Annotated in this window: 20 protein-coding genes and 1 tRNA gene; 4 read left to right on the forward strand and 17 right to left on the reverse strand. The window is 72.9% G+C overall.

Features of this window, described 5'->3' with window-relative positions:
- Positions 1 to 35: 35 nt before the first annotated feature.
- Positions 36 to 419 (reverse strand): glyoxalase superfamily protein, encoded by a 384-nt coding sequence (locus J3P36_RS06060; protein ID WP_210506306.1) that lies wholly within the window; start codon positions 417 to 419, stop codon positions 36 to 38.
- Between the two features lie 223 nt (positions 420 to 642).
- On the opposite strand from J3P36_RS06060, the gene rsmD reads away from it, so the two are divergent.
- A complete protein-coding gene (gene rsmD, locus J3P36_RS06065; RefSeq protein ID WP_210506307.1) occupies positions 643 to 1,206 on the forward strand; it encodes a 16S rRNA (guanine(966)-N(2))-methyltransferase RsmD in 564 nt (187 codons plus the stop codon).
- Between the two features lie 16 nt (positions 1,207 to 1,222).
- Here the strand turns inward: rsmD and J3P36_RS06070 are convergent, their stop codons facing one another.
- Positions 1,223 to 2,257, reverse strand: a complete 1,035-nt coding sequence (locus J3P36_RS06070) for a thiamine-phosphate kinase (protein WP_210506308.1) — start codon at positions 2,255 to 2,257, stop codon at positions 1,223 to 1,225.
- A 92-nt stretch (positions 2,258 to 2,349) separates the two neighbouring features.
- Here J3P36_RS06070 and J3P36_RS06075 point away from each other — a divergent pair, with 92 nt between their 5' ends.
- Complete coding sequence (locus tag J3P36_RS06075; RefSeq protein ID WP_210506309.1) at positions 2,350 to 2,811, forward strand: DUF3515 domain-containing protein; 462 nt, start codon at positions 2,350 to 2,352, stop codon at positions 2,809 to 2,811.
- 151 nt (positions 2,812 to 2,962) lie between these two features.
- Here J3P36_RS06075 and J3P36_RS06080 read toward each other — a convergent pair whose 3' ends face one another.
- From J3P36_RS06080 to J3P36_RS06120, 9 genes are all read right to left on the reverse strand, one after another.
- On the reverse strand, positions 2,963 to 3,679 hold the full coding sequence (locus J3P36_RS06080) for a VIT family protein (protein ID WP_210506310.1): 717 nt from the start codon (positions 3,677 to 3,679) through the stop codon (positions 2,963 to 2,965).
- Positions 3,676 to 4,779, reverse strand: a complete 1,104-nt coding sequence (locus tag J3P36_RS06085; RefSeq protein ID WP_210506311.1) for a D-alanine--D-alanine ligase family protein — start codon at positions 4,777 to 4,779, stop codon at positions 3,676 to 3,678. The genes J3P36_RS06080 and J3P36_RS06085 overlap by 4 nt, the downstream gene beginning before the upstream one ends.
- The gene (locus J3P36_RS06090; protein ID WP_307806964.1) at positions 4,776 to 5,786 is read right to left on the reverse strand and encodes an NAD(P)H-dependent glycerol-3-phosphate dehydrogenase; all 1,011 of its coding nucleotides are present in this window, start codon (positions 5,784 to 5,786) and stop codon (positions 4,776 to 4,778) included. The genes J3P36_RS06085 and J3P36_RS06090 overlap by 4 nt, the downstream gene beginning before the upstream one ends.
- A 4-nt stretch (positions 5,787 to 5,790) precedes the next feature.
- Entirely contained in the window at positions 5,791 to 6,528 is a 738-nt protein-coding gene (locus tag J3P36_RS06095) for a lysophospholipid acyltransferase family protein (protein WP_307806965.1), read from the reverse strand.
- A gap of 27 nt (positions 6,529 to 6,555) precedes the next feature.
- Complete coding sequence (locus tag J3P36_RS06100; RefSeq protein ID WP_210506313.1) at positions 6,556 to 7,776, reverse strand: MFS transporter; 1,221 nt, start codon at positions 7,774 to 7,776, stop codon at positions 6,556 to 6,558.
- A complete protein-coding gene (murA, locus tag J3P36_RS06105) occupies positions 7,773 to 9,143 on the reverse strand; it encodes a UDP-N-acetylglucosamine 1-carboxyvinyltransferase (RefSeq protein WP_210506314.1) in 1,371 nt (456 codons plus the stop codon). The genes J3P36_RS06100 and murA overlap by 4 nt, the downstream gene beginning before the upstream one ends.
- Positions 9,144 to 9,175: 32 nt before the next feature.
- A complete protein-coding gene (gene leuD, locus J3P36_RS06110) occupies positions 9,176 to 9,775 on the reverse strand; it encodes a 3-isopropylmalate dehydratase small subunit (protein ID WP_210506315.1) in 600 nt (199 codons plus the stop codon).
- Entirely contained in the window at positions 9,775 to 11,247 is a 1,473-nt protein-coding gene (gene leuC, locus J3P36_RS06115; protein WP_246854150.1) for a 3-isopropylmalate dehydratase large subunit, read from the reverse strand. The genes leuD and leuC overlap by 1 nt, the downstream gene beginning before the upstream one ends.
- Positions 11,248 to 11,547: 300 nt before the next feature.
- Positions 11,548 to 12,576 carry a TerC family protein gene (locus J3P36_RS06120; RefSeq protein ID WP_374100711.1) on the reverse strand — a complete coding sequence of 343 codons (1,029 nt, stop codon included), beginning with the start codon at positions 12,574 to 12,576 and terminating at the stop codon, positions 11,548 to 11,550.
- Between the two features lie 302 nt (positions 12,577 to 12,878).
- Here J3P36_RS06120 and J3P36_RS06125 point away from each other — a divergent pair, with 302 nt between their 5' ends.
- The gene (locus J3P36_RS06125; protein WP_210506317.1) at positions 12,879 to 13,475 is read left to right on the forward strand and encodes an NYN domain-containing protein; all 597 of its coding nucleotides are present in this window, start codon (positions 12,879 to 12,881) and stop codon (positions 13,473 to 13,475) included.
- A gap of 134 nt (positions 13,476 to 13,609) precedes the next feature.
- Here J3P36_RS06125 and J3P36_RS06130 read toward each other — a convergent pair.
- Both J3P36_RS06130 and J3P36_RS06135 read right to left on the reverse strand, forming a co-directional pair.
- Positions 13,610 to 13,682: transfer RNA gene (locus J3P36_RS06130), tRNA-Glu, on the reverse strand.
- Positions 13,683 to 13,749: 67 nt separating this feature from the next.
- Positions 13,750 to 14,679 carry a diacylglycerol kinase family protein gene (locus tag J3P36_RS06135; protein ID WP_307806966.1) on the reverse strand — a complete coding sequence of 310 codons (930 nt, stop codon included), beginning with the start codon at positions 14,677 to 14,679 and terminating at the stop codon, positions 13,750 to 13,752.
- Positions 14,680 to 14,761: 82 nt separating this feature from the next.
- Between J3P36_RS06135 and J3P36_RS06140 the strand changes: the two genes are divergently transcribed.
- Positions 14,762 to 15,397, forward strand: coding sequence for an MBL fold metallo-hydrolase (locus J3P36_RS06140; RefSeq protein WP_210506319.1), 636 nt, complete (start codon positions 14,762 to 14,764; stop codon positions 15,395 to 15,397).
- A 1-nt stretch (position 15,398) separates the two neighbouring features.
- Here J3P36_RS06140 and J3P36_RS06145 read toward each other — a convergent pair whose 3' ends face one another.
- Genes J3P36_RS06145 through J3P36_RS06160 form a run of 4 tightly spaced genes read right to left on the reverse strand, consistent with a single transcriptional unit; the run spans position 15,399 to position 18,097 of the window.
- Positions 15,399 to 16,118 (reverse strand): ABC transporter ATP-binding protein, encoded by a 720-nt coding sequence (locus J3P36_RS06145; protein ID WP_210506320.1) that lies wholly within the window; start codon positions 16,116 to 16,118, stop codon positions 15,399 to 15,401.
- The gene (locus J3P36_RS06150) at positions 16,115 to 16,912 is read right to left on the reverse strand and encodes an ABC transporter permease (protein ID WP_210506321.1); all 798 of its coding nucleotides are present in this window, start codon (positions 16,910 to 16,912) and stop codon (positions 16,115 to 16,117) included. Before J3P36_RS06150 ends, J3P36_RS06145 begins: the two co-directional genes overlap by 4 nt.
- Positions 16,899 to 17,675 carry a molybdate ABC transporter substrate-binding protein gene (modA, locus tag J3P36_RS06155; protein WP_210506322.1) on the reverse strand — a complete coding sequence of 259 codons (777 nt, stop codon included), beginning with the start codon at positions 17,673 to 17,675 and terminating at the stop codon, positions 16,899 to 16,901. The genes J3P36_RS06150 and modA overlap by 14 nt, the downstream gene beginning before the upstream one ends.
- The gene (locus J3P36_RS06160) at positions 17,672 to 18,097 is read right to left on the reverse strand and encodes a molybdopterin-binding protein (RefSeq protein ID WP_210506323.1); all 426 of its coding nucleotides are present in this window, start codon (positions 18,095 to 18,097) and stop codon (positions 17,672 to 17,674) included. The genes modA and J3P36_RS06160 overlap by 4 nt, the downstream gene beginning before the upstream one ends.
- Between the last annotated feature and the right edge of the window lie 21 nt (positions 18,098 to 18,118).

Below are 18,118 nucleotides of genomic sequence, written 5' to 3' on the forward strand. Positions count from 1 at the left end.
CTACCCTCGACCGCCGACGCTGCCGGGGCGGGCGATCAGTGGATCTGGAGGAACCGCAGCTGGTTCCCGAACGGGTCGGTGAGGTCGAGCGCGGTGCCCCACGGCTTGTGCTCGATCTCGACGGCGCAGTGCGCGTAGTCCTTGCGCTCGAGCTCGAGGGCGAAGTCGCGGATCCCCTGGACGTGGATCTGCACGACGGTGCCGGGTGTGCCGTCGTCGAAGTGCTCCGAGAGGTGCAGTGTCGTGCCGTCGCGTGACACCGACCGGTACTGCGGCAGGTGCCCCGCGAAGCGGTGCTCCCAGTCGGCTCGGAAGCCGAGGAAGCCCACGTAGAACGCGTCGGCGAGCTCGCCGTTGAAGACTCGAAGTATCGGCACGACCGGCCCCATCGCCACCGTGCCCACCAGGGTATCCACCATGCGGGCCAGGGTATTTCGGGGCGCCGAAGCCCCGGAACTAGAACGGTCTGTTCGGGCGGGTCGGGCCTCCGGACGCCCCCGGCAACGACCGCCCTGATCGCGTCGGAAACTGCTCCGCCGGAACGAATCGGCGACATTCGACAAGAACTCGAAGGTGGCCTTCGGGACCCCGATCCGGGCCTGCGGACGCAAGAGAGGAGACCTGGGAAGTAGCCTCGAACGGATGGCACGGATCATTGCGGGCAGCGCCGGATCGCTCCGGCTGCGGGTGCCCCGCGCCGGCACCCGGCCGACCAGCGATCGGGTGCGGGAGGGCATCTTCTCCTCCCTCGAGGCGGAGGGCGCCCTCGTGGATGCGCGGGTGCTCGACCTCTACGCGGGGTCGGGCGCGCTCGCGCTCGAGGCCATGAGCCGCGGTGCCGCCTCGGCCGTGCTGGTCGACCGCTCCCCCGACTCCTATGCGGTGTGCCGCGCGAACGCACAGCTGGTCGCCGCCGCCGTGGGATCGTCGCCGGGCGCGATCCGCGTCGTCCGGCAGAGCGTCAGCACCTTCCTCGCCGCCGAGGGCGGCGCGTACGACCTCGCGTTCCTCGACCCGCCGTACGACCTCGGCGACGCCGACCTGGCCGAGAATCTGGCCGCGCTGCTGCCGCTGCTGGCGGAGGACGCCGTGGTGGTGGTGGAGCGCAGCTCGCGCTCCCCGGAGCCGGCGTGGCCGGCGGGCATCGCGTCGTTCCGCCGGCGCAACTACGGGGAGACCGCCGTGCACCTCGCCGCCCGGGACTGACAACCACAGGGGGCGTTCAGCCGATGCGGCCGTCCCAGCCGCCGAAGGGATCCCAGCCCGCGGTCACGGTCGCGGGGTCCTGGCCGTCGACGGTCACCCCGGAGCCCTCGGTGAGCCGGCCGAGGGCGCGGAAGCCGGGCGGCAGATCACCGGAGGGGAACGCGGCGAGCAGGCCGTGGTCCTCACCGCCGCTCAGCACGAGGGCGAGCGCGCGGTCGGCGAGCTCCGGCGCCTCCGCGGACAGGGCCGCGGCCTCGACGCCGAGGGCGGTCCCGGACAGGTCGATCGCGACGCCGCTCGCGGCCGCGATGCGGCCCGCGTCCAGCAGCAGGCCGTCGGACACGTCGAGCATCGCGGTCGCCCCGGCACGGGCGGCGGCGACACCCGCGGCGATCGGCGGACGCGGCGCGAGCTGTGCGTCGAGCAGCGGGCCGTGCTCGGCCCGGAGGGCGGGCACGAGGTCCGGGTCCGGCTCCCCTCGCTCGTCGACGCCGCGGCCGAAGAGCAGGGCGAGCCCCGCGCCGGCCCGGCCCAGCGTTCCGGCGAGCGCGAGCACGTCCCTCGGGCGGCCGCCGGAGCGGAGCACGGGAGGGCGGCCCTCGAGATCGCCGAGGACGGTCACCGCGACGGTGAGGGTCGGCGACGCGGAGAGGTCGCCGCCGACGACGCCGGTGCCGGGTGAGAGGGCGGCGCAGCCGTCGCGGAGGCCGTCCGCGAGCGCCTCGAGGTCCTTCAGGGGCGTGCCGGGCGGCGCCGCGAGGGCGACGACCAGCGCGGTCGGCACGGCGCCCATCGCGGCGGCGTCAGCGAGGTTCGTCGCCGCCGCCTTCCAGCCGAGGTCGTAGGGACTCGACCAGGCGAGCCGGAAGTCGGGGCCGTGCACGAGCAGATCGGTGGAGATGACGGTGCGCCCATCCGGGGAGGCGACGATCGCGGAGTCGTCGCCGGGGCCGAGCAGCGCGGCCGCCGCGGGCGGCAGGCGCGGGACGATGCGCCGCAGCGCGGCCGCCTCCCCGGCGGAGCCGAGGGTCGCGTCCGGGGTCCCGCTCACTCCCCCACGGTATCCCGGACGGAGATCGGTAGCCTCGGAGGGTGCCCCTCCCGGTTTCCGCAACGTCCGGCGCAACCCGCAACCGGAGAGCGTTGCGGTATGGCATTCCGGTTGCGGTTCTCGCGGTCGCGGGCGCGGGGCTGACAGGATGCGCGCCGACCGTCTCCCTCGACCCCGCGCCGGACGCCGAGAACGCCGACTGCGCCGCGATCGTCGTGGCACTGCCCGACACGGTCGCGGGCGCCGAGCGGCGGGACACCGACGCCCAGTCGACGGCCGCCTGGGGCTCCCCCGCGAGCATCGTGCTGCACTGCGGCGTCGCGGTGCCCGGTCCGACGACCGACCGGTGCATCAGCATCGACGACGTCGACTGGGTGGAGGACGCGAGCGAGGAGCCGATCTACACGTACACGAGCTACGGGCGCACCCCGGCGACCGAGGTGACCATCGACTCCACCGCCGTGTCGGCGTCCACCGCCCTGACCGAGCTGACGGATGCCGTCGGGGCGCTGCCCGCGCAGGGCGGCTGCGTCGGCGCGGAGGACGTCGGCTAGACCGAAGCTCGGGTGCCGTCTGCGCGGAACAGGAGAACCGCCCGCCTACCGGCGTGTCGTTCCTGATCCGCCGTCGAAACGGCCCGGCGATCCTGAACCGCGTGAAGAATCCTGATCCGCGCAGATGGCAGGTCGGCGCCGAGGACGTCGGCTAGACCGCGACGCCGAGGAGGGCGCCGATGCCGTAGGTGACCGCCATCGCGATCGCGCCGCCGACCACCACGCGGATGGCGGCCCTCAGCTTGCGGGCCTCGCCGAGGCGCGCGCCGACCGTGCCGGTGATCGCGAGCGCCGCGAGCACCACGACGAAGGTGACCGGGATCCGGACCTCCGCAGGCGGGAGCAGGATCGCCGCGAGCGGCAGCAGCGCGCCGAGGGCGAACGACACGAACGACGCGATCGCCGCGCCCCAGGGCGAGGTCAGCTCGTCGGGCACGAGGTGCAGCTCGGCGTCCGCGTGCGCCGCGAAGGCGTCGTGCGCCGTGAGCTCGCCCGCGACCCGCTCCGCGGTCTCCCGGCTGAGCCCCTTGCCCTCGTAGATGCGGGTCAGCTCCTCGAGCTCAGCCTCCGGGTCCTCGGCCAGCTCGCGGCGCTCCTTCTCGAGCATCGCCCGCTCCGCGTCGCGCTGGCTGCTCACCGACACGTACTCGCCGAGCGCCATCGACACGGCGCCCGCGAGGAGTCCCGCGACGCCCGCGGTGAGGATCGGCCCGGGAGCGGCGGTCGCACCCGCGACCCCCACCACGAGCGCGGCGGTCGAGACGATGCCGTCGTTCGCGCCGAGCACGCCGGCCCGGAGCCGGTTGAGGCGGGCGCCCGCTCCGTTCGCGTGCGGCTCCCCCTCGTGGGCGACCGCCTGCTCGGTCATCTCGCCGTCTGCAGGGCGAGCGCGATGAGCTCGTCGATCAGCGCCGGATAGCTGAGGCCGGAGGCGAGCCAGCACTTCGGGAACATCGAGATGGGCGTGAAGCCCGGCATCGTGTTCACCTCGTTGACGACGAAGCCGTCGGCGGTGAGGAAGAAGTCGACCCGGGCGAGACCGGCGCCGCCGATCGCCTCGAAGGCGCGGACCGCGATGCGCTGCATCTCGGCGAGCTCCCCGTCGCGCAGGTCCGCCGGGCAGACGAGCTCGACGCCGGGGGCGTCGAGATACTTCGCCTCGAAGTCGTAGAAGTCGCGGCCGGTGACGACGATCTCGCCGGCCACCGACGCGCGGGCCGGCGCGCCGTCGCGGCCGCCGAGAACGGCGCACTCCACCTCGCGGCCGACGATGCCGCGCTCGACGAGCACCTTGCCGTCCTCGGCGAACGCGGTCGCGAGCGCGGCGTCAAGGCCCGCCTCCTCGGTGACGCGGCTGACGCCGACGGACGACCCGGCGCGGGCCGGCTTGACGAACTGGGGGTAGCCGAGCGCGCCGATGCGGCGGGACCACAGCTCCCGGTCCGCGTCCCACTCCCGCTGCGTGAGCGTCACCCACGGCGCGACCGGGATGCCCGCGGCTTCGAGCACCGTCTTCGTGAAGTGCTTGTCCATGCCGAGGGCGGACGCGAGCACGCCGTTGCCGACGTAGGGCAGGCCGACGAGCTCGAGCATGCCCTGCACGGTGCCGTCCTCGCCCCACGGTCCGTGCAGAATCGGGAACACGAGGTCGAGCTCGCCGAGCGAGCGCTCCGCGCCGTCCTCGACCACCGTCAGCTCGCGGCTCGCGGCGCTGTCCGGCCAGCGGACGCGGGTCCCGTTGTCCTCGACCGTCGGCAGCGCGCCGGCGTCGAGCGCGAACCGGCCGGGGTCGTCGCTCTCGAGCACGAAGGCGCCGTCCCGGGTGATCCCCACCGGGATCACCTCGTAGCGCTCCCGATCGATGGCGCCGAGGACGCCGCCGGCGGTCGCGCAGCTGATGGAGTGCTCGCTGGAGCGGCCGCCGAACAGCAGCGCGATGCGAAGGCGGGGCGTCGGAATCGGACTCACTCTCCCTGGGGTAGGTCGTCGGTGGTCAGGTGGGGGGCGAGGTCCCGCGGCGCGAGGGTGCCGGCGAGCACCTGGCCGACCTGCTCCACGATGGGCATCAGCACCCCGCGGGCGCGGGCGAGCTCGAGCACGGGGCGCACGGAGGCGAGCCCCTCCGCCGTCTGCTCCATCGCGGCGACGACGTCGGAGAAGCTGTAGCCCTGCCCGAGCAGGCGCCCCGCGCGGTTGTTGCGCGACAGCGGCGACTCACTCGTCGCGATGAGGTCGCCGAGGCCGGCGAGGCCGGACATGGTCTCCGGCTGCGCACCGTAGGCGGCGGCGAAGGCCGACATCTCGGCGAGGCCGCGGGTGAGGATCGACGCCTTCGTGTTCTCGCCGTAGCCGACGCCGTCGACGATGCCGATCGCGAGCGCGATGAGGTTCTTCAGCACTCCGCCGAACTCGGTGCCGATCACGTCCGTGTTGACGAAGGACCGGAAGTACCGGTTCGTGGCCGTCGCGGCGATCGTCTGGGCGGTGAGCAGGTCGTCGGAGGCGACGACGGCGGCGGTCGGCATCTCCTTCGCGATCTCGAGGGCGAGGTTCGGGCCGGACGCGACAGCGATGCGGCTGCCGCCGAGCCCGAGCTCCTCGCCGAGCACCTGACTCATCCGGCGGCCGGTGCCGAGCTCGACGCCCTTCATCAGGCTGACGACGATCGCGTGCGGGTCGAGGTCCTTCGCGACGTCGCGGAGGTTCGACCGCAGGGTCTGGCTGGGCACCGATATGAAGACCTGCTCGGCGCCTTCGAGCACGGCGGGCAGCCGCGAGTCGGCGTGCAGGCTGCGGGGCAGGTTGATGCCCGGCAGGTAGTCGCTGTTGCGCTTGCCGACCGAGATCTCGGCGGCGAGCTCCGGACGGCGGGCCCAGATGGTGACGCTCGCGCCGCCGTCGGCGAGGACCTTGGCGAAGGTCGTGCCCCAGCTCCCGGCTCCGAGCACCGCGACGCGCGGCCCGGACACCGGCACCGGCTCACTCAAAGCGGCCCGTCTCGGACTGGCCCTGCTTCTTCGGATCCCAGCGCTCGGCCGGCGCGGACTCGCCGCGGAGGTCCTCGAGCAGGTCGGTGACGGCGTCCATCACGAGTTCGGTGGCCTCGCTGAGCGCGGCCGCGTCGAGCGTCCGGTCACGGTACGCCGAGAGGTCGACGGGGTCGCCGAACTTGACGGTGATCTTGGCGGGCGGGAACACGCTGATCTTCTTGCCGTACCGCGCCATGAGGTGCTGGGTGCCCCAGTGCGCGGCGGGGATCACCGGGATGCCGTGCTCGAGCGCGAGCCGGACGGCGCCGGTCTTGCCCCGCATCGGCCACATGCCGGGGTCGCGGGTGAGCGAGCCCTCCGGGTAGACGATGACCGGCCGTCCCTTCGCCACGAGCTCCTGCGCCGCCTCGAGGGTGGTGCTCGCCCGGCCGCCGCGCTCGACGGGGACCTGCCCGGTGCCGCGCAGCACGGCGCCGACGACGGGCACCTTGAACAGCGACGCCTTCGCGAGGAAGCGCGGGGCGCGGCCGACCCGCCAGAGCGTGTAGCCCATGACCACGGGGTCGATCTCGCTGTAGTGGTTGGGGGCCAGGACGAACGCCCCCGACGCCGGCACCTTGTCGCCGTCGATCACGCGGATGCGCGTGATCAGGCGGAGGGGCGGGACGACGAGCGCCGCCACGGGCCAGAACGCCGACGGCGTCGTCTTCTCCGGCTTGCGTCGCACCGATCCATTATCCCGCCGCATGCGCTGCTACCTCGCGCGCGCGGCGGCGCCGCGCAGAGCCGCGATCATCCCGAACACGCCGAACGCCGCCGCGGTGCCCACCATGATGAACAGCGGAACGGTCCACGCGGAGGTGAGGTCGTGCGCGAGCCCGAGCGCGGGTGGGGCGAGCGCGGCCACGGTATAGCCGACGCCCTGCACGAACGCGGACAGCGCGGCCGCCTGGCGCTGGCTGCCCGCGGCGGCCGCGATCACCGTCAGCAGCGAGGCGAAGCCGCCGCCCTGGGCGACGCCGCCGATCGCCGCGAACAGGAGGTAGTGCTCGGGCGCGAGCAGGAGGCCGACCGGCATGGTGACCCACAGCGCTCCGAGCACGAGGATCGGCGCCCACACCGGCAGCCGGCCCGCGAGCATCGGGACGCCGACGGCGCCGATCACCGCGCAGATCTGGAACAGCGACGCGGCCGCGCCGGCCGCCTCCGGCCCGAGCCCGCGCTCGTCGGCGAGCAGGGACGGCAGCCACGCGGTGAGGCCGTAGTAGGAGGTGGACTGGCCGGCGAAGGCGAGCGCGAGCAGCCACGCGAGCGGACGGCGCCAGACGACGGGCGCGGCCGTGGCGGCGTGCTCGTGCCGGTCGTGGTCCGTTCCGCGGCGACGCAGGAAGAGCATCCAGGCGAGCGCGCCGACCACCGCGAGCACGGCCCACGCCAGGAGCGCTCCGCGCCAGCCGAGCCAGGAGGACAGCGGAGCGGTGGCCACCGAGGCGAGCATCGCGCCGATGTTGAGGATCGCGACGTAGGCGCCCGTCACGGCCCCCACCCGCGCGGGGCGCACGTCGCGGCGGATGATCACCGGGACGACGATGTTGCCCACCGTGATGGCGATGCCGATGACTACGGTGCCCGCGAGGGCCAGCCAGAACGGCCCCGCCGACCGCACGAGCGCGCCCGCGACGATGCCGCCGAGGCAGGTCACGAGGGCGAGCTCGGGTCCGGTCCGGCGCGCGATCAGGAGAGCGAGCGGCGCCGCGAGCCCGAAGCACAGCACGGGAAGGCTCGTGAGCAGCCCGACCTCGGCGGCGCTGATGCCGAGGTCGGCCCGGATCTCCCCCGCCAGCGGCGCCACCGCGATGAACGGCGCGCGCAGGTTGATCGACGCGAGCAGCAGCACCGCGACGAAGATCGCCGGCGCGACGAGGCGCGCCGCCGGACGGGAGGAGGAGAGGGAGGGGGTGGTGCCGCCCGTCATCCCTCGAGGACGAAGCGGGCGCCCAGGGCCTCCAGCTTCGCGGCGAGGTTCTCGTAGCCGCGGCTGATGATGCCGACGTTGCTCACGGTGGAGCGGCCCTCGGCGGTCAGCGCCGCGATCAGGTGGGAGAACCCGCCGCGCAGGTCGGGGACCACCACGTCGGCGCCGTGCAGCGGCGTCGGGCCGACCACGACGGCGGCCTGCTCGAGGTCGCGGCGCGGCACGCGCCGGTCGCCGCCCTCGAGGCCGTGCTTGTGGACCGTGATATCGGCGCCCATCTCGATGAGCGCGTCCGTGAAGCCGAACCGGTTCTCGTAGACCGTCTCGTGCACGATGGACTGGCCCTCGGCCTGCGTGAGGGCGATCACGAGCGGCTGCTGCCAGTCGGTCATGAAGCCGGGGTGCACGTCGGTCTCGATCACGACCGGCTTGAGGGCGCAGCCCGGGTGGTAGAACCGGATGCCGTCCTCGTAGATGTCGAACTTGCCGCCGACCTTCCGGAAGACGTTGAGGAACGTCATCATGTGCTCCTGCTTCGCCCCGCCGACGAAGACGTCGCCGCCGGTGGCGAGCGCGGCGGAGGCCCAGCTGGCGGCCTCGTTGCGGTCGAAGATCGCGCGGTGCGTGTAGCCCTCGAGCTTGTCGACGCCCTCGATGAAGATCACGCGGTTCGGCTCGACGGAGATGATCGCGCCCATCTTCTGCAGGATCGCGATGAGGTCCATGATCTCGGGCTCGATGGCCGCGTTGCGCAGCTCGGTGACGCCCTCGGCGCGGGTCGCGGTGAGCAGCACCTGCTCGGTGGCGCCGACGCTCGGGTACGGCAGCTCGATGTGCGCGCCGTGCAGGCCGTTGGGGGCGGTGATCCGGATGCCGCTCGGCAGCTTGTCGACGACGGCGCCGAACCTGCGGAGCGCGTCGAGGTGGAAGTCGATCGGCCGGTCGCCGATGCGGCAGCCGCCGAGGTCGGGGATGAACGCCTCGCCGAGCTGGTGCAGCAGCGGGCCGCAGAACAGGATCGGGATCCGGCTCGAACCGGCGTGCGCGTCGATGTCCGCCATGTGCGCGGTCACGACGTTCGACGGGTCGAGGATCAGGTCGCCCGGCTCGGTGCCCTCGGACACCTTGACGCCGTGCACCTCGAGCAGACCGCGGACGACGCGGACGTCGCTGATGTCCGGCACCCCGCGCAACAGGCTCGAGCTCTCGCCCAGGAGGGAGGCCACCATCGCCTTCGTGACGAGGTTCTTCGCGCCCCGCACCTCGATGCGGCCGCGCAGCGGCACGCCGCCGTCGATGGTGATGCGGTCGAAGGTGAGGCCGACGCGCTCACCGGCCTTCTGGGCGTCTGTGACGAGACTGTTCACGGGATCCTTACTTGTCCGGACCCCCGCGCCGCTCAGGAGCGGACGGGGAGGGTCGTGGGCCGCCAGCTCTCGCGGCGGTCCTCGAATTCGGCGATGCGCGCTTCGTCGCGCAGGGTAAGGGCGATGTCGTCCAGACCCTCGAGCAGCCTCCATCTGGTGTAGTCGTCGATGTCGAACGGCACCGCGAGCTCTCCGATGGAGACCCTCTTGGCAACCAGATCGACGGTAGCCGCTATTCCCGGAGCGGCGTCCATTGCCGACCAGAGTTTCGCCAGATCGTCCTCGCTCACGACCCCGGTCACGAGGCCCTGCTTGCCGGAGTTGCCCCGGAAGATGTCGGCGAAACGGGGGCTCAGGACGACGCGGAAGCCGAAGTCGCGAAGCGCCCACACGGCGTGCTCGCGGCTCGATCCCGTGCCGAAGTCCTGCCCCGCGACGAGCACCGAGGCGCCCTGGTACTCGGGGCGGTTGAGCACGAACTCGGGGTCCTGCCGCCAGGAGTAGAAGAGCGCGTCGTCGAAGCCGGTCTTCGTCACGCGCTTCAGGAAGTTCGCGGGGATGATCTGGTCGGTGTCGACGTTCGAGCGCTTGAGCGGCGCGGCGATCCCGGTGTGGGTGGTGAACTTCTCCATCAGACCGACACCCCCTCGGCGGCCGACGCGGACAGCACGTCGTCCTGCTGCAGGTCCCAGGGGCTCGACAGCGTGCCGCGGACCGCGGTGGCCGCGGCGACGAGCGGCGACACGAGGTGCGTGCGACCGCCCTTGCCCTGCCGGCCCTCGAAGTTCCGGTTGCTGGTGGAGGCGCAGCGCTCCCCCGGCGCGAGCTGGTCGGGGTTCATGCCGAGGCACATCGAGCAGCCGGCGAACCGCCACTCCGCCCCGAACTCCTCGAACACCTTGTCGAGGCCCTCGGCCTCCGCCTCGATGCGCACGCGCGCCGAGCCGGGGACGACCATGACCCGCACGTCGGGCGCCTTCGTCCGGCCGCGGATGACGGACGCGAACGCGCGGAGGTCCTCGATGCGGCTGTTGGTGCAGGAGCCCATGAAGACCGCATCGACGCGGATGTCCTTCATCGGGGTGCCGGCGGCCAGGTCCATGTACTCGAGGGCGCGCTCGGCGGCGGCCTTCTCGTTCGGGTCGGCGATGCCGGCCGGGTCCGGGACCGTCTCGGACAGCGAGACGCCCTGGCCGGGGTTCGTGCCCCACGTGACGAAGGGCTCGAGCTCGTTCGCGTCGAGGAACACCTCTGCGTCGAACACGGCGTCGTCGTCCGTGGCCAGGGTGCGCCAGTACTCGACGGCGGCGTCCCAGTCCTCGCCCTGCGGGGCGTGCGGACGGCCCTTGAGGTAGGCGAACGTCGTGTCGTCGGGCGCGACCATCCCTGCGCGGGCGCCCGCCTCGATCGACATGTTGCAGATCGTCATCCGGCCCTCCATCGAGAGGGAGCGGATGGCGCTGCCGCGGTACTCGAGCACGTAGCCCTGGCCGCCGCCGGTGCCGATCTTCGCGATGACGGCGAGGATGATGTCCTTGGCGGTCACGCCGGGGCGCAGCTCGCCCTCGACGGTGATCGCCATCGTCTTGAACGGCTTCAGCGGCAGCGTCTGCGTGGCAAGCACGTGCTCGACCTCGCTCGTGCCGATGCCGAACGCCATGGCGCCGAACGCGCCGTGCGTCGAGGTGTGCGAGTCGCCGCAGACCACGGTGATGCCCGGCATCGTCAGGCCCAGCTGCGGGCCGACGACGTGCACGATGCCCTGCTCGAGGTCGCCGAGCGAGTGCAGGCGGATACCGAACTCCTCGGCGTTGCGGCGCAGCGTCTCGATCTGCGTGCGGCTCGTCAGGTCGGCGATCGGCTGCCCGATGTTGATGGTCGGGGTGTTGTGGTCCTCGGTGGCGATGGTGAGGTCCGGCCGGCGCACCGGGCGTCCCGCCATCCGCAGCCCGTCGAAGGCCTGCGGGCTCGTCACCTCGTGCACCAGGTGCAGGTCGATGTAGAGGAGGTCGGGTGCGCCGTCCTCGCCCTTCGCCACCAGGTGGTCGTCCCAGACCTTCTCGGCCAGGGTGCGACCGCGCAGCGCCATGGTCTCGTTCGTCATTGTCGTGCGTCTCCTACGTCTGTCGTGTCAGCCCAGAGCGGGACTCCGCGACGAGGGAGGCTGGGGTCAGGCCTCGTCGCGGCGGCTAAGAAGGAGCCAGGAGGGAAGCACCGGAACAGGGTAGCACCCGTCCCGCGGGAGCCCGTAGGGCGCTAGCGCCGAGCGCGCCGAGCGCGCGGGCGGTCCACCGAACGCGCCCTCGCGCACCGAGCGCACCCTGTGCACGGGGTGCGCTCGGTGTTCCGGGGTGCGCTCGGCGGGAGGAGGGTGCGCTCGGCGGGATGCCGTGCAGCGCGGCGGTCAGCGCGTGGGGTTGTCCTCGTCGCGCGCGACAGTGGGCACGGCCTCGGCCGGGTCGGGCAGCGCGGGGTCCCGCTTCATCTTCACGACGCTCGCGATGGTCGCGACGGACATCGCGGCGATGATGACGCCGAGCGAGGTCCAGGTGCCGATCTCCGGCGCCCACTCGACGTGCTGGCCACCGTTGATGAAGGGCAGCTCGTTCTCGTGCAGGGCGTGCAGGAACAGCTTCACGCCGATGAAGGCGAGGATGAACGCGATGCCGTACTTGAGGTAGACGAGGCGCTCGACCAGGTCGCCGAGCAGGAAGTACAGCTGGCGGAGTCCCATCAGCGCGAACACGTTCGCGGTGAAGACGATGAACGGGCTCGTCGTGATGCCGAAGATCGCGGGGATCGAGTCGAGCGCGAAGAGGATGTCCGTCGTGCCGATCGCGATGAACACGATGAGGATCGGCGTGAACGTCTTGTGGCCGTCCTTGACGGTGCGGATCTTGTTGCCGTCGAACTCGTCGGTGATGCGGATGTGCCGCCGGAGGAACGCGATGAGCTTGCTCTCGTTCTCCTCGTCGTGGTCCTTGCCGAAGGCCTGGGTCCATGCCGTGTAGACGAGGAACGCGCCGAACAGGTAGAAGATCCAGCTGAAGTTCTCGATGAGCGCGGCGCCCAGCAGGATGAAGATGCCGCGGAAGATGAGGGCCAGGATGATGCCCACCATCAGGATCTCCTGCTGGTACTTCTTGGGCACCTTGAACTGGGCCATGATGATGACGAAGACGAACAGGTTGTCGATCGACAGGCTGTACTCCGTCAGCCAGCCGGCGATGAACTGTCCGCCGTGCTCCGCGTCGCCGAGCACGAACATGGCCCCGGCGAAGATCAGCGCGAGCAGCACGTAGAAGCCGACCCAGAGGCTCGACTCCCGGACGCTCGGCACGTGCGGACGCTTGTAGGCGAGGATCAGGTCCCCGAGAAGGATGAGCAGGAGTACGGCATAGGAGCCGAGCTCGAACCAGACGGGGAGTTCCAGATTGGACAAGGAGTGATCCTTCGGTTGCGCGGGCATGGCGACGAACCGAAAGTCTCTCCCGCGCCCTGTCGGCGCCGCGGCACCCGGGGCCACTCCATCGGGACCCGTCCTGACGGACGCCGCGTTCCGGGATACTCCCCTTCGCGGAGGCGAGTCTAGCGGAGGCTCGGCCGCCGGAGGCGCGACGCCCCCTCCCGTGCGCCGCCTCGTGCCCGCCTCCGTGACCGGCCGAGTTGCCACTTTCCGCCCCCATTCATGCGGGATAGGGGCGGAAAGCGGCAACTCGCGAGGGGCGGAGCCCGATGGGCGAGGGGGCGCGCGCACCTAGACTCCCGATCGTGGATCGATCAGCCCGGCGCACCTTCGTCCTCGTCGACGGGGAGAACATCGACGCGACCCTCGGCGGCACCATCCTGGGCCGCAAGCCGGAGCCGGGCGAGCGGCCCCGCTGGGAGCGGGTCATCGACTTCGCCCGCCGGCTGCACGGTCAGGACGTGACCGGCCTGTTCTTCCTCAACGCCTCCAACGGGTACCTGCCGGGCCCCTTCGTCAGCGCGCTGATGAACATCGGCTTCCGCCCGGTGCCGCTCGCCGGCGGCCCCAACGAGAAGGTCGTCGACATCGGCATCCAGCGCACGCTGGAGGCGCTCGTCGACCGGAACGCGGACGTGCTGCTGTGCAGCCACGACGTCGACTTCCTCGAGCAGGTGGAGCGCCTGCTCGACGCCGACCAGCAGGTGGGCCTCATCGGCTTCCCCGAGCTCGTGAGCGGCGGCTACAGCTCGCTCGACCTGCCGATCTACGACCTCGAGTCGGACGTCAAGGCGTTCACGTCGCCGCTGCCGCGGGTCCGCATCATCCCGCTCGCCGAGTTCGACCCGATGGTCTTCCTGCGCTGACCCATGGCCGGCTTGCCGGCCGTCCCGTCGTCCGGCCGTCCCGTCGTCCCGTCGTCGGCCGAGAAGAGAGGGAGGGCGCGCACACCGCCGGGAAGCACTGAAGCCCCCGGCTCTGAGAGCCGGGGGCTTCGATGTGACCCCAGCGGGATTTGAACCCGCGTTACCGCCGTGAGAGGGCGACGTCCTAGGCCGCTAAACGATGGGGCCGTGTGTGCCGCGTCGAAACGCGCCTCAACGAGTATAGGCGAACGAGAACGGAACACCAATTCGCTCGTCAGAAGCCGCTTTCGCCTCCGGGGGCCAGGACGCGGAGCGCACCGTGCACCACCTCGAACTCGATCGGGAGCGGGCCGAGGCGCTCCCCGTCGCCGTATGCCGCGATCGGCACGTCCGACTCGAGGAGTCCCCGGCGGGCGCGCTCGAGGCGCACCATCGGCAGGGTCGTGTGCCGGCCGGAGAAGACGCGCGGGAACAGGGCGAGGAACCGCAGCCGCCCGACCGGCGTCACGAGCAGCACGTCGAGCTCGCCGTCGTCGACCCGCGCGTCCGGCGCGATGTGCATGCCGCCGCCGATCCAGCCGTTGTTGGCGACCGCGAGCAGCACCCCCGACTCGTCCCGCGCGACGCCGTCGAGCTCGATCCGGTAGCGCATCGGGCGCAGGGCAGCAAGCTCGCGCACGAGCGCGATCGTGTAGCGGCTCGCGCCGCGGGGCCGGCGCATCCGGTTCGCCCGCTCCGTGACGAGCGCGTCGAAGCCGGCGGAGATCGCGCCGACCACCCACACCGGGTCGCCGCCGGCGGGCGTCGCGCGGATGGCGTCGACACGGCGGGCCGGTGCGCGGAGCGCCTCGAGGAGGACGCGCACCGCGGCGTCCGGGTCGCCGAGCGGCAGCCCCAGCCCGCGGGCCAGGTCGTTGCCGGTGCCGGACGGCACGATCCCCAGGGCGCGGTCGGTGCCGGCGACGTGGCGGGCGCCGAAGTGCACCATCCCGTCGCCGCCCACCACGACGAGGGCGTCCGGACGGCGTCCCGCCAGCTCCTGGCGGACGGCGGTGTCGAGCTCGGCGAGGGACGGCCGCAGCAGCCCCGTCACCTCGTGGCCTGCCGCACGGAGGCTCCCGACGACCAGAGCGCCGGCGTCCCGGCCGCGGCCGAACGACGCCGACGGGTTGATGGCGACGACGAGTCGGCGGCGGTCCTGCACCGGCCCATCATGGCGGAGCCGCGCTCCGCAACCGGATCGTGCGCATTTGCGCGGCCCGGCGAGCCGGGTGTTGTCTGTGCCCATGAAGGTGACGAAGCTCGAACACGCCGCACTGATCGTCGAGACCGCCGGGAGAACCCTGATCGTCGATCCGGGCTCGCTCACCACCCCCGTCACCGAGCCCGGCAACGCGGTCGGCATCGTCATCACGCACGAGCATCCGGACCACTGGACGCCCGAGCAGCTCAACCGGATCCTCGGCAAGAACCCCGGCATCCCGATCTTCGGGCCCGCAGGCGTCGCGGCGGCGGCCGAGGGCTTCGACGTCACGGTGGTCGCCGAGGGCACGACGGTCGAGATAGGCCCCTTCACCCTCCAGTTCTTCGGCGAGAAGCACGCCCTCATCCACGAGACGTTGCCCGTGCCGGACAACGTCGGCGTCCTGATCAACGGGTCCTTCTTCTATCCGGGCGACGCGCTGACCGTGCCGGACGTGAAGGTGCAGACCCTCGCGGTGCCCTCCGCCGCGCCGTGGCTCAAGCTCGGCGAGGCGATGGACTACGTGACCGCCATGGGAGCGGCGCACGTCTTCCCGACCCACGACATGGTGCTGACCGCGGCCGGTCGGAGCATCTACAACGGGCGGCTCCAGGCGGCCACCGAGGCAGCGGGCGGCGAGTTCGTCGCCCTCGAGCCCGGGCAGTCCATCGACGTCTGACCTACCCGGGGAACATCGCCGAGACGTACGGCGTCGCGGGCGCCGCGCGCAGGGCATCCGGTGTGCCGCGCTGCACCGCCCGGCCGCCCTCGACGACCACGACCTCGTCGGCGAGCACCTCCGCGTCGACCGGATCGTGCGTCACGAGGATCGTGCATCCGGGATGACGCCGGAGGCCGTCGCGCAGCCCCGAGCGCACCTCCTCGCGGACTTCCGCATCGAGGGCCGCGAGCGGCTCGTCGAGCAGGAGCAGATGCGGCTGCGGCGCGAGCGCCCGCGCCAGCGCGACCCGCTGCGCCTGCCCGCCGGAGACCTCCCGCGGCCGCGCGCCCGCGAGCTCGCCGATCCCGAGTCGGCCGAGCCACTCCCCTGCGGTCCGCAGCGCGTCCGCCCGACGGGCTCCGCCGGCGCGCAGGCCGAACGCGACGTTCTCGGCCACGGAGAGGTGCGGGAAGAGCAGGGCGTCCTGGAACATCCAGCCCACCGACCGGCGCGCGATGTCGACGGACACGCCGACGGCGACGTCGTCGAGCACCCGGCCGTCGAGGACGACGCGCCCGGACGCGAGCGGAACGGCCCCCGCGAGGGCGCCGAGCCCGGTGCTCTTGCCGGCGCCGTTCGGCCCGAGCAGCGCGACGACCGCGCCGGGCGGCACGACGAGCTCCAGCTCGAGCCGGAACCCGCCGCGCTCGACGGCGAGCCGCGCGTCGAGGCCGCTCATGCGCCCACCCGCAGCCAGCGGTCGCGAAGGCTGACGAGCACGACGACGGACACGGCGAGCAGCAGCAGCGCGAGCACGATCGCCGAGTCGGGCGAGGTCTGCAGCCCCAGGTAGGCGGCGACCGGCAGCGTGCGGGTGACGCCCGGCAGGCTGCCCGCGAAGGTGATGGTCGCGCCGAACTCGCCGAGCGCGCGCGTGAAGCAGAGGACCGCGCCCGACACGAGGCCCGGCGCGACGAGCGGCAGCGTGACCCGCCGGAAGGCGTGCCAGCGGGACGCGCCGAGGCTTGCGGCCACGATGCCGTACCGCGGATCCGCGCCGCGGAGGGCGCCCTCGACGGCGAGGACGAGGAACGGCATCGACACGAAGGTCTGGGCGAGCACGACGGCCGGCGTGGTGAAGGGCACCGTGATCCCGGTCAGCGACTGCAGCGGCGCGCCGACGAGACCCTGCCGGCCGAGCAGGAGGAGCAGCGCGATGCCGCCGACGACAGGCGGCAGGACGAGCGGAACGGTCACCGCGGCGCGCAGCAGCCGGCGAGCCGGCGTCGGCCAGCGGTCCGAGGAGGCGAGCACCGCGGCGAGCGGCACCCCGAGCACGAGCGCCGCGGCGGTCGCGGCGAGCGCCGTGCCGAGGGAGAGCAGCAGCGCCGACAGCGACTCCGGGGCGGCGAGCAGGGCGCCCGCGCGCGTCCAGGGCACCCGGGTTATGAGGGCGACGAGCGGCAGCGCGAGCAGCAGGACGGCGACCGCGGCCGGCAGCCAAAGGATGCCGGGCAGGTCACGGCGCGGCAAAGCCGGCCTCCTCGAAGGCGCTGCGCCCGTCCTCGGCGACGTAGCGGGCGAAGGCGCGGGCGAGCTCCGGGTCCGCCGCTCGGTCGAGCACCGCGATCGGGTAGTCCGTCGGCTCCTCCTCGGCCTCAGGGAACGGGACCCCCTGCGCTCGACCACCGGCGGCGAGCACGTCGGTGCGGTAGACGAGGCCGGCATCCACCTCGCCGAGCTCCACCTTGGTGAGCACGGCGCGCACGTCCTGCTCCAGCGTGTCGGGCACCGCCTGCACTCCGGCGGCGGCGAGCACCCTCGAGGCGACCGCCCCGCACGGCACCGACTCGTCGCAGAGCGCGATCGCGAGCTCGGGTCGGGCGAGGTCCGCCAGCCCGGTCACACCGGCCGGGTTGCCCGGCGGGACGGCGATCTCGAGGACGTTCCGCGCGACCACCACGGACTCACCGGCGAGCAGGCCGGCATCGGCGACGACGGCCATGGTGTCCTCGCTGGCGGCCGCGAACACGTCGGCCGGGGCTCCCTGGGTCAGCTGCGCGGCGAGGCCCGAGCTGCCCCCGAACGAGAGCACGACCGAGACGCCGGGGCGCTCCGCCTCGAACCGGTCCGCGAGCTCCTCGAGCACGTCGGTGAGCGAGGCCGCCGCGAACACCGAGACCGTGCCGGCGGTGGCGCCCGTGCCGGCGCCGGAGCCGGCCCCCGTGGACGCGCAGCCGACGAGCGCCGCGGCCGCGAGGGCCGCGATCGCCGCCGGCGCCGCCCGCCGTCTCATCGCCGGTCGGGGCGGGCGGGCTCTGCCTCCACGACCACGGTGGTCGCCTTCATGCTGGCGGTCGCGATCCGGCCGGGCTCGAGCTCGAGCTCCTCGGCGGCCTCGCGGCTCATCAGGGAGACGATGCGGAAGGGCCCCGCCTGCAGCTCGACCTGCGCCATGACGCCGTCCTTCTCGACGCGGGTCACGATGCCCGGGATCCGGTTGCGGGCGGAGCTGCCGGCGCGCGGCCGGGCCGCGGCGAGCGGCGACTCCTCCGCGATCTCGCGGGCGAGGCCGGCCAGCTCCGCGCCGTCGACGGTGAGCCGCCGTCCCTCGGCGCGCATCTCGATCCGGCCGGCATCCGCCCACCGCCGCAGGGTGTCGTCGCTCACACCGAGCAGGGCCGCCGCCTCGCTCACACGCACCCGGGGAACAGCCATGACCTCTCCTTCCGCCGCATC

The organism is Naasia sp. SYSU D00057 (assembly GCF_017916505.1).
Taxonomy (GTDB): Bacteria; Actinomycetota; Actinomycetes; order Actinomycetales; family Microbacteriaceae; genus Naasia.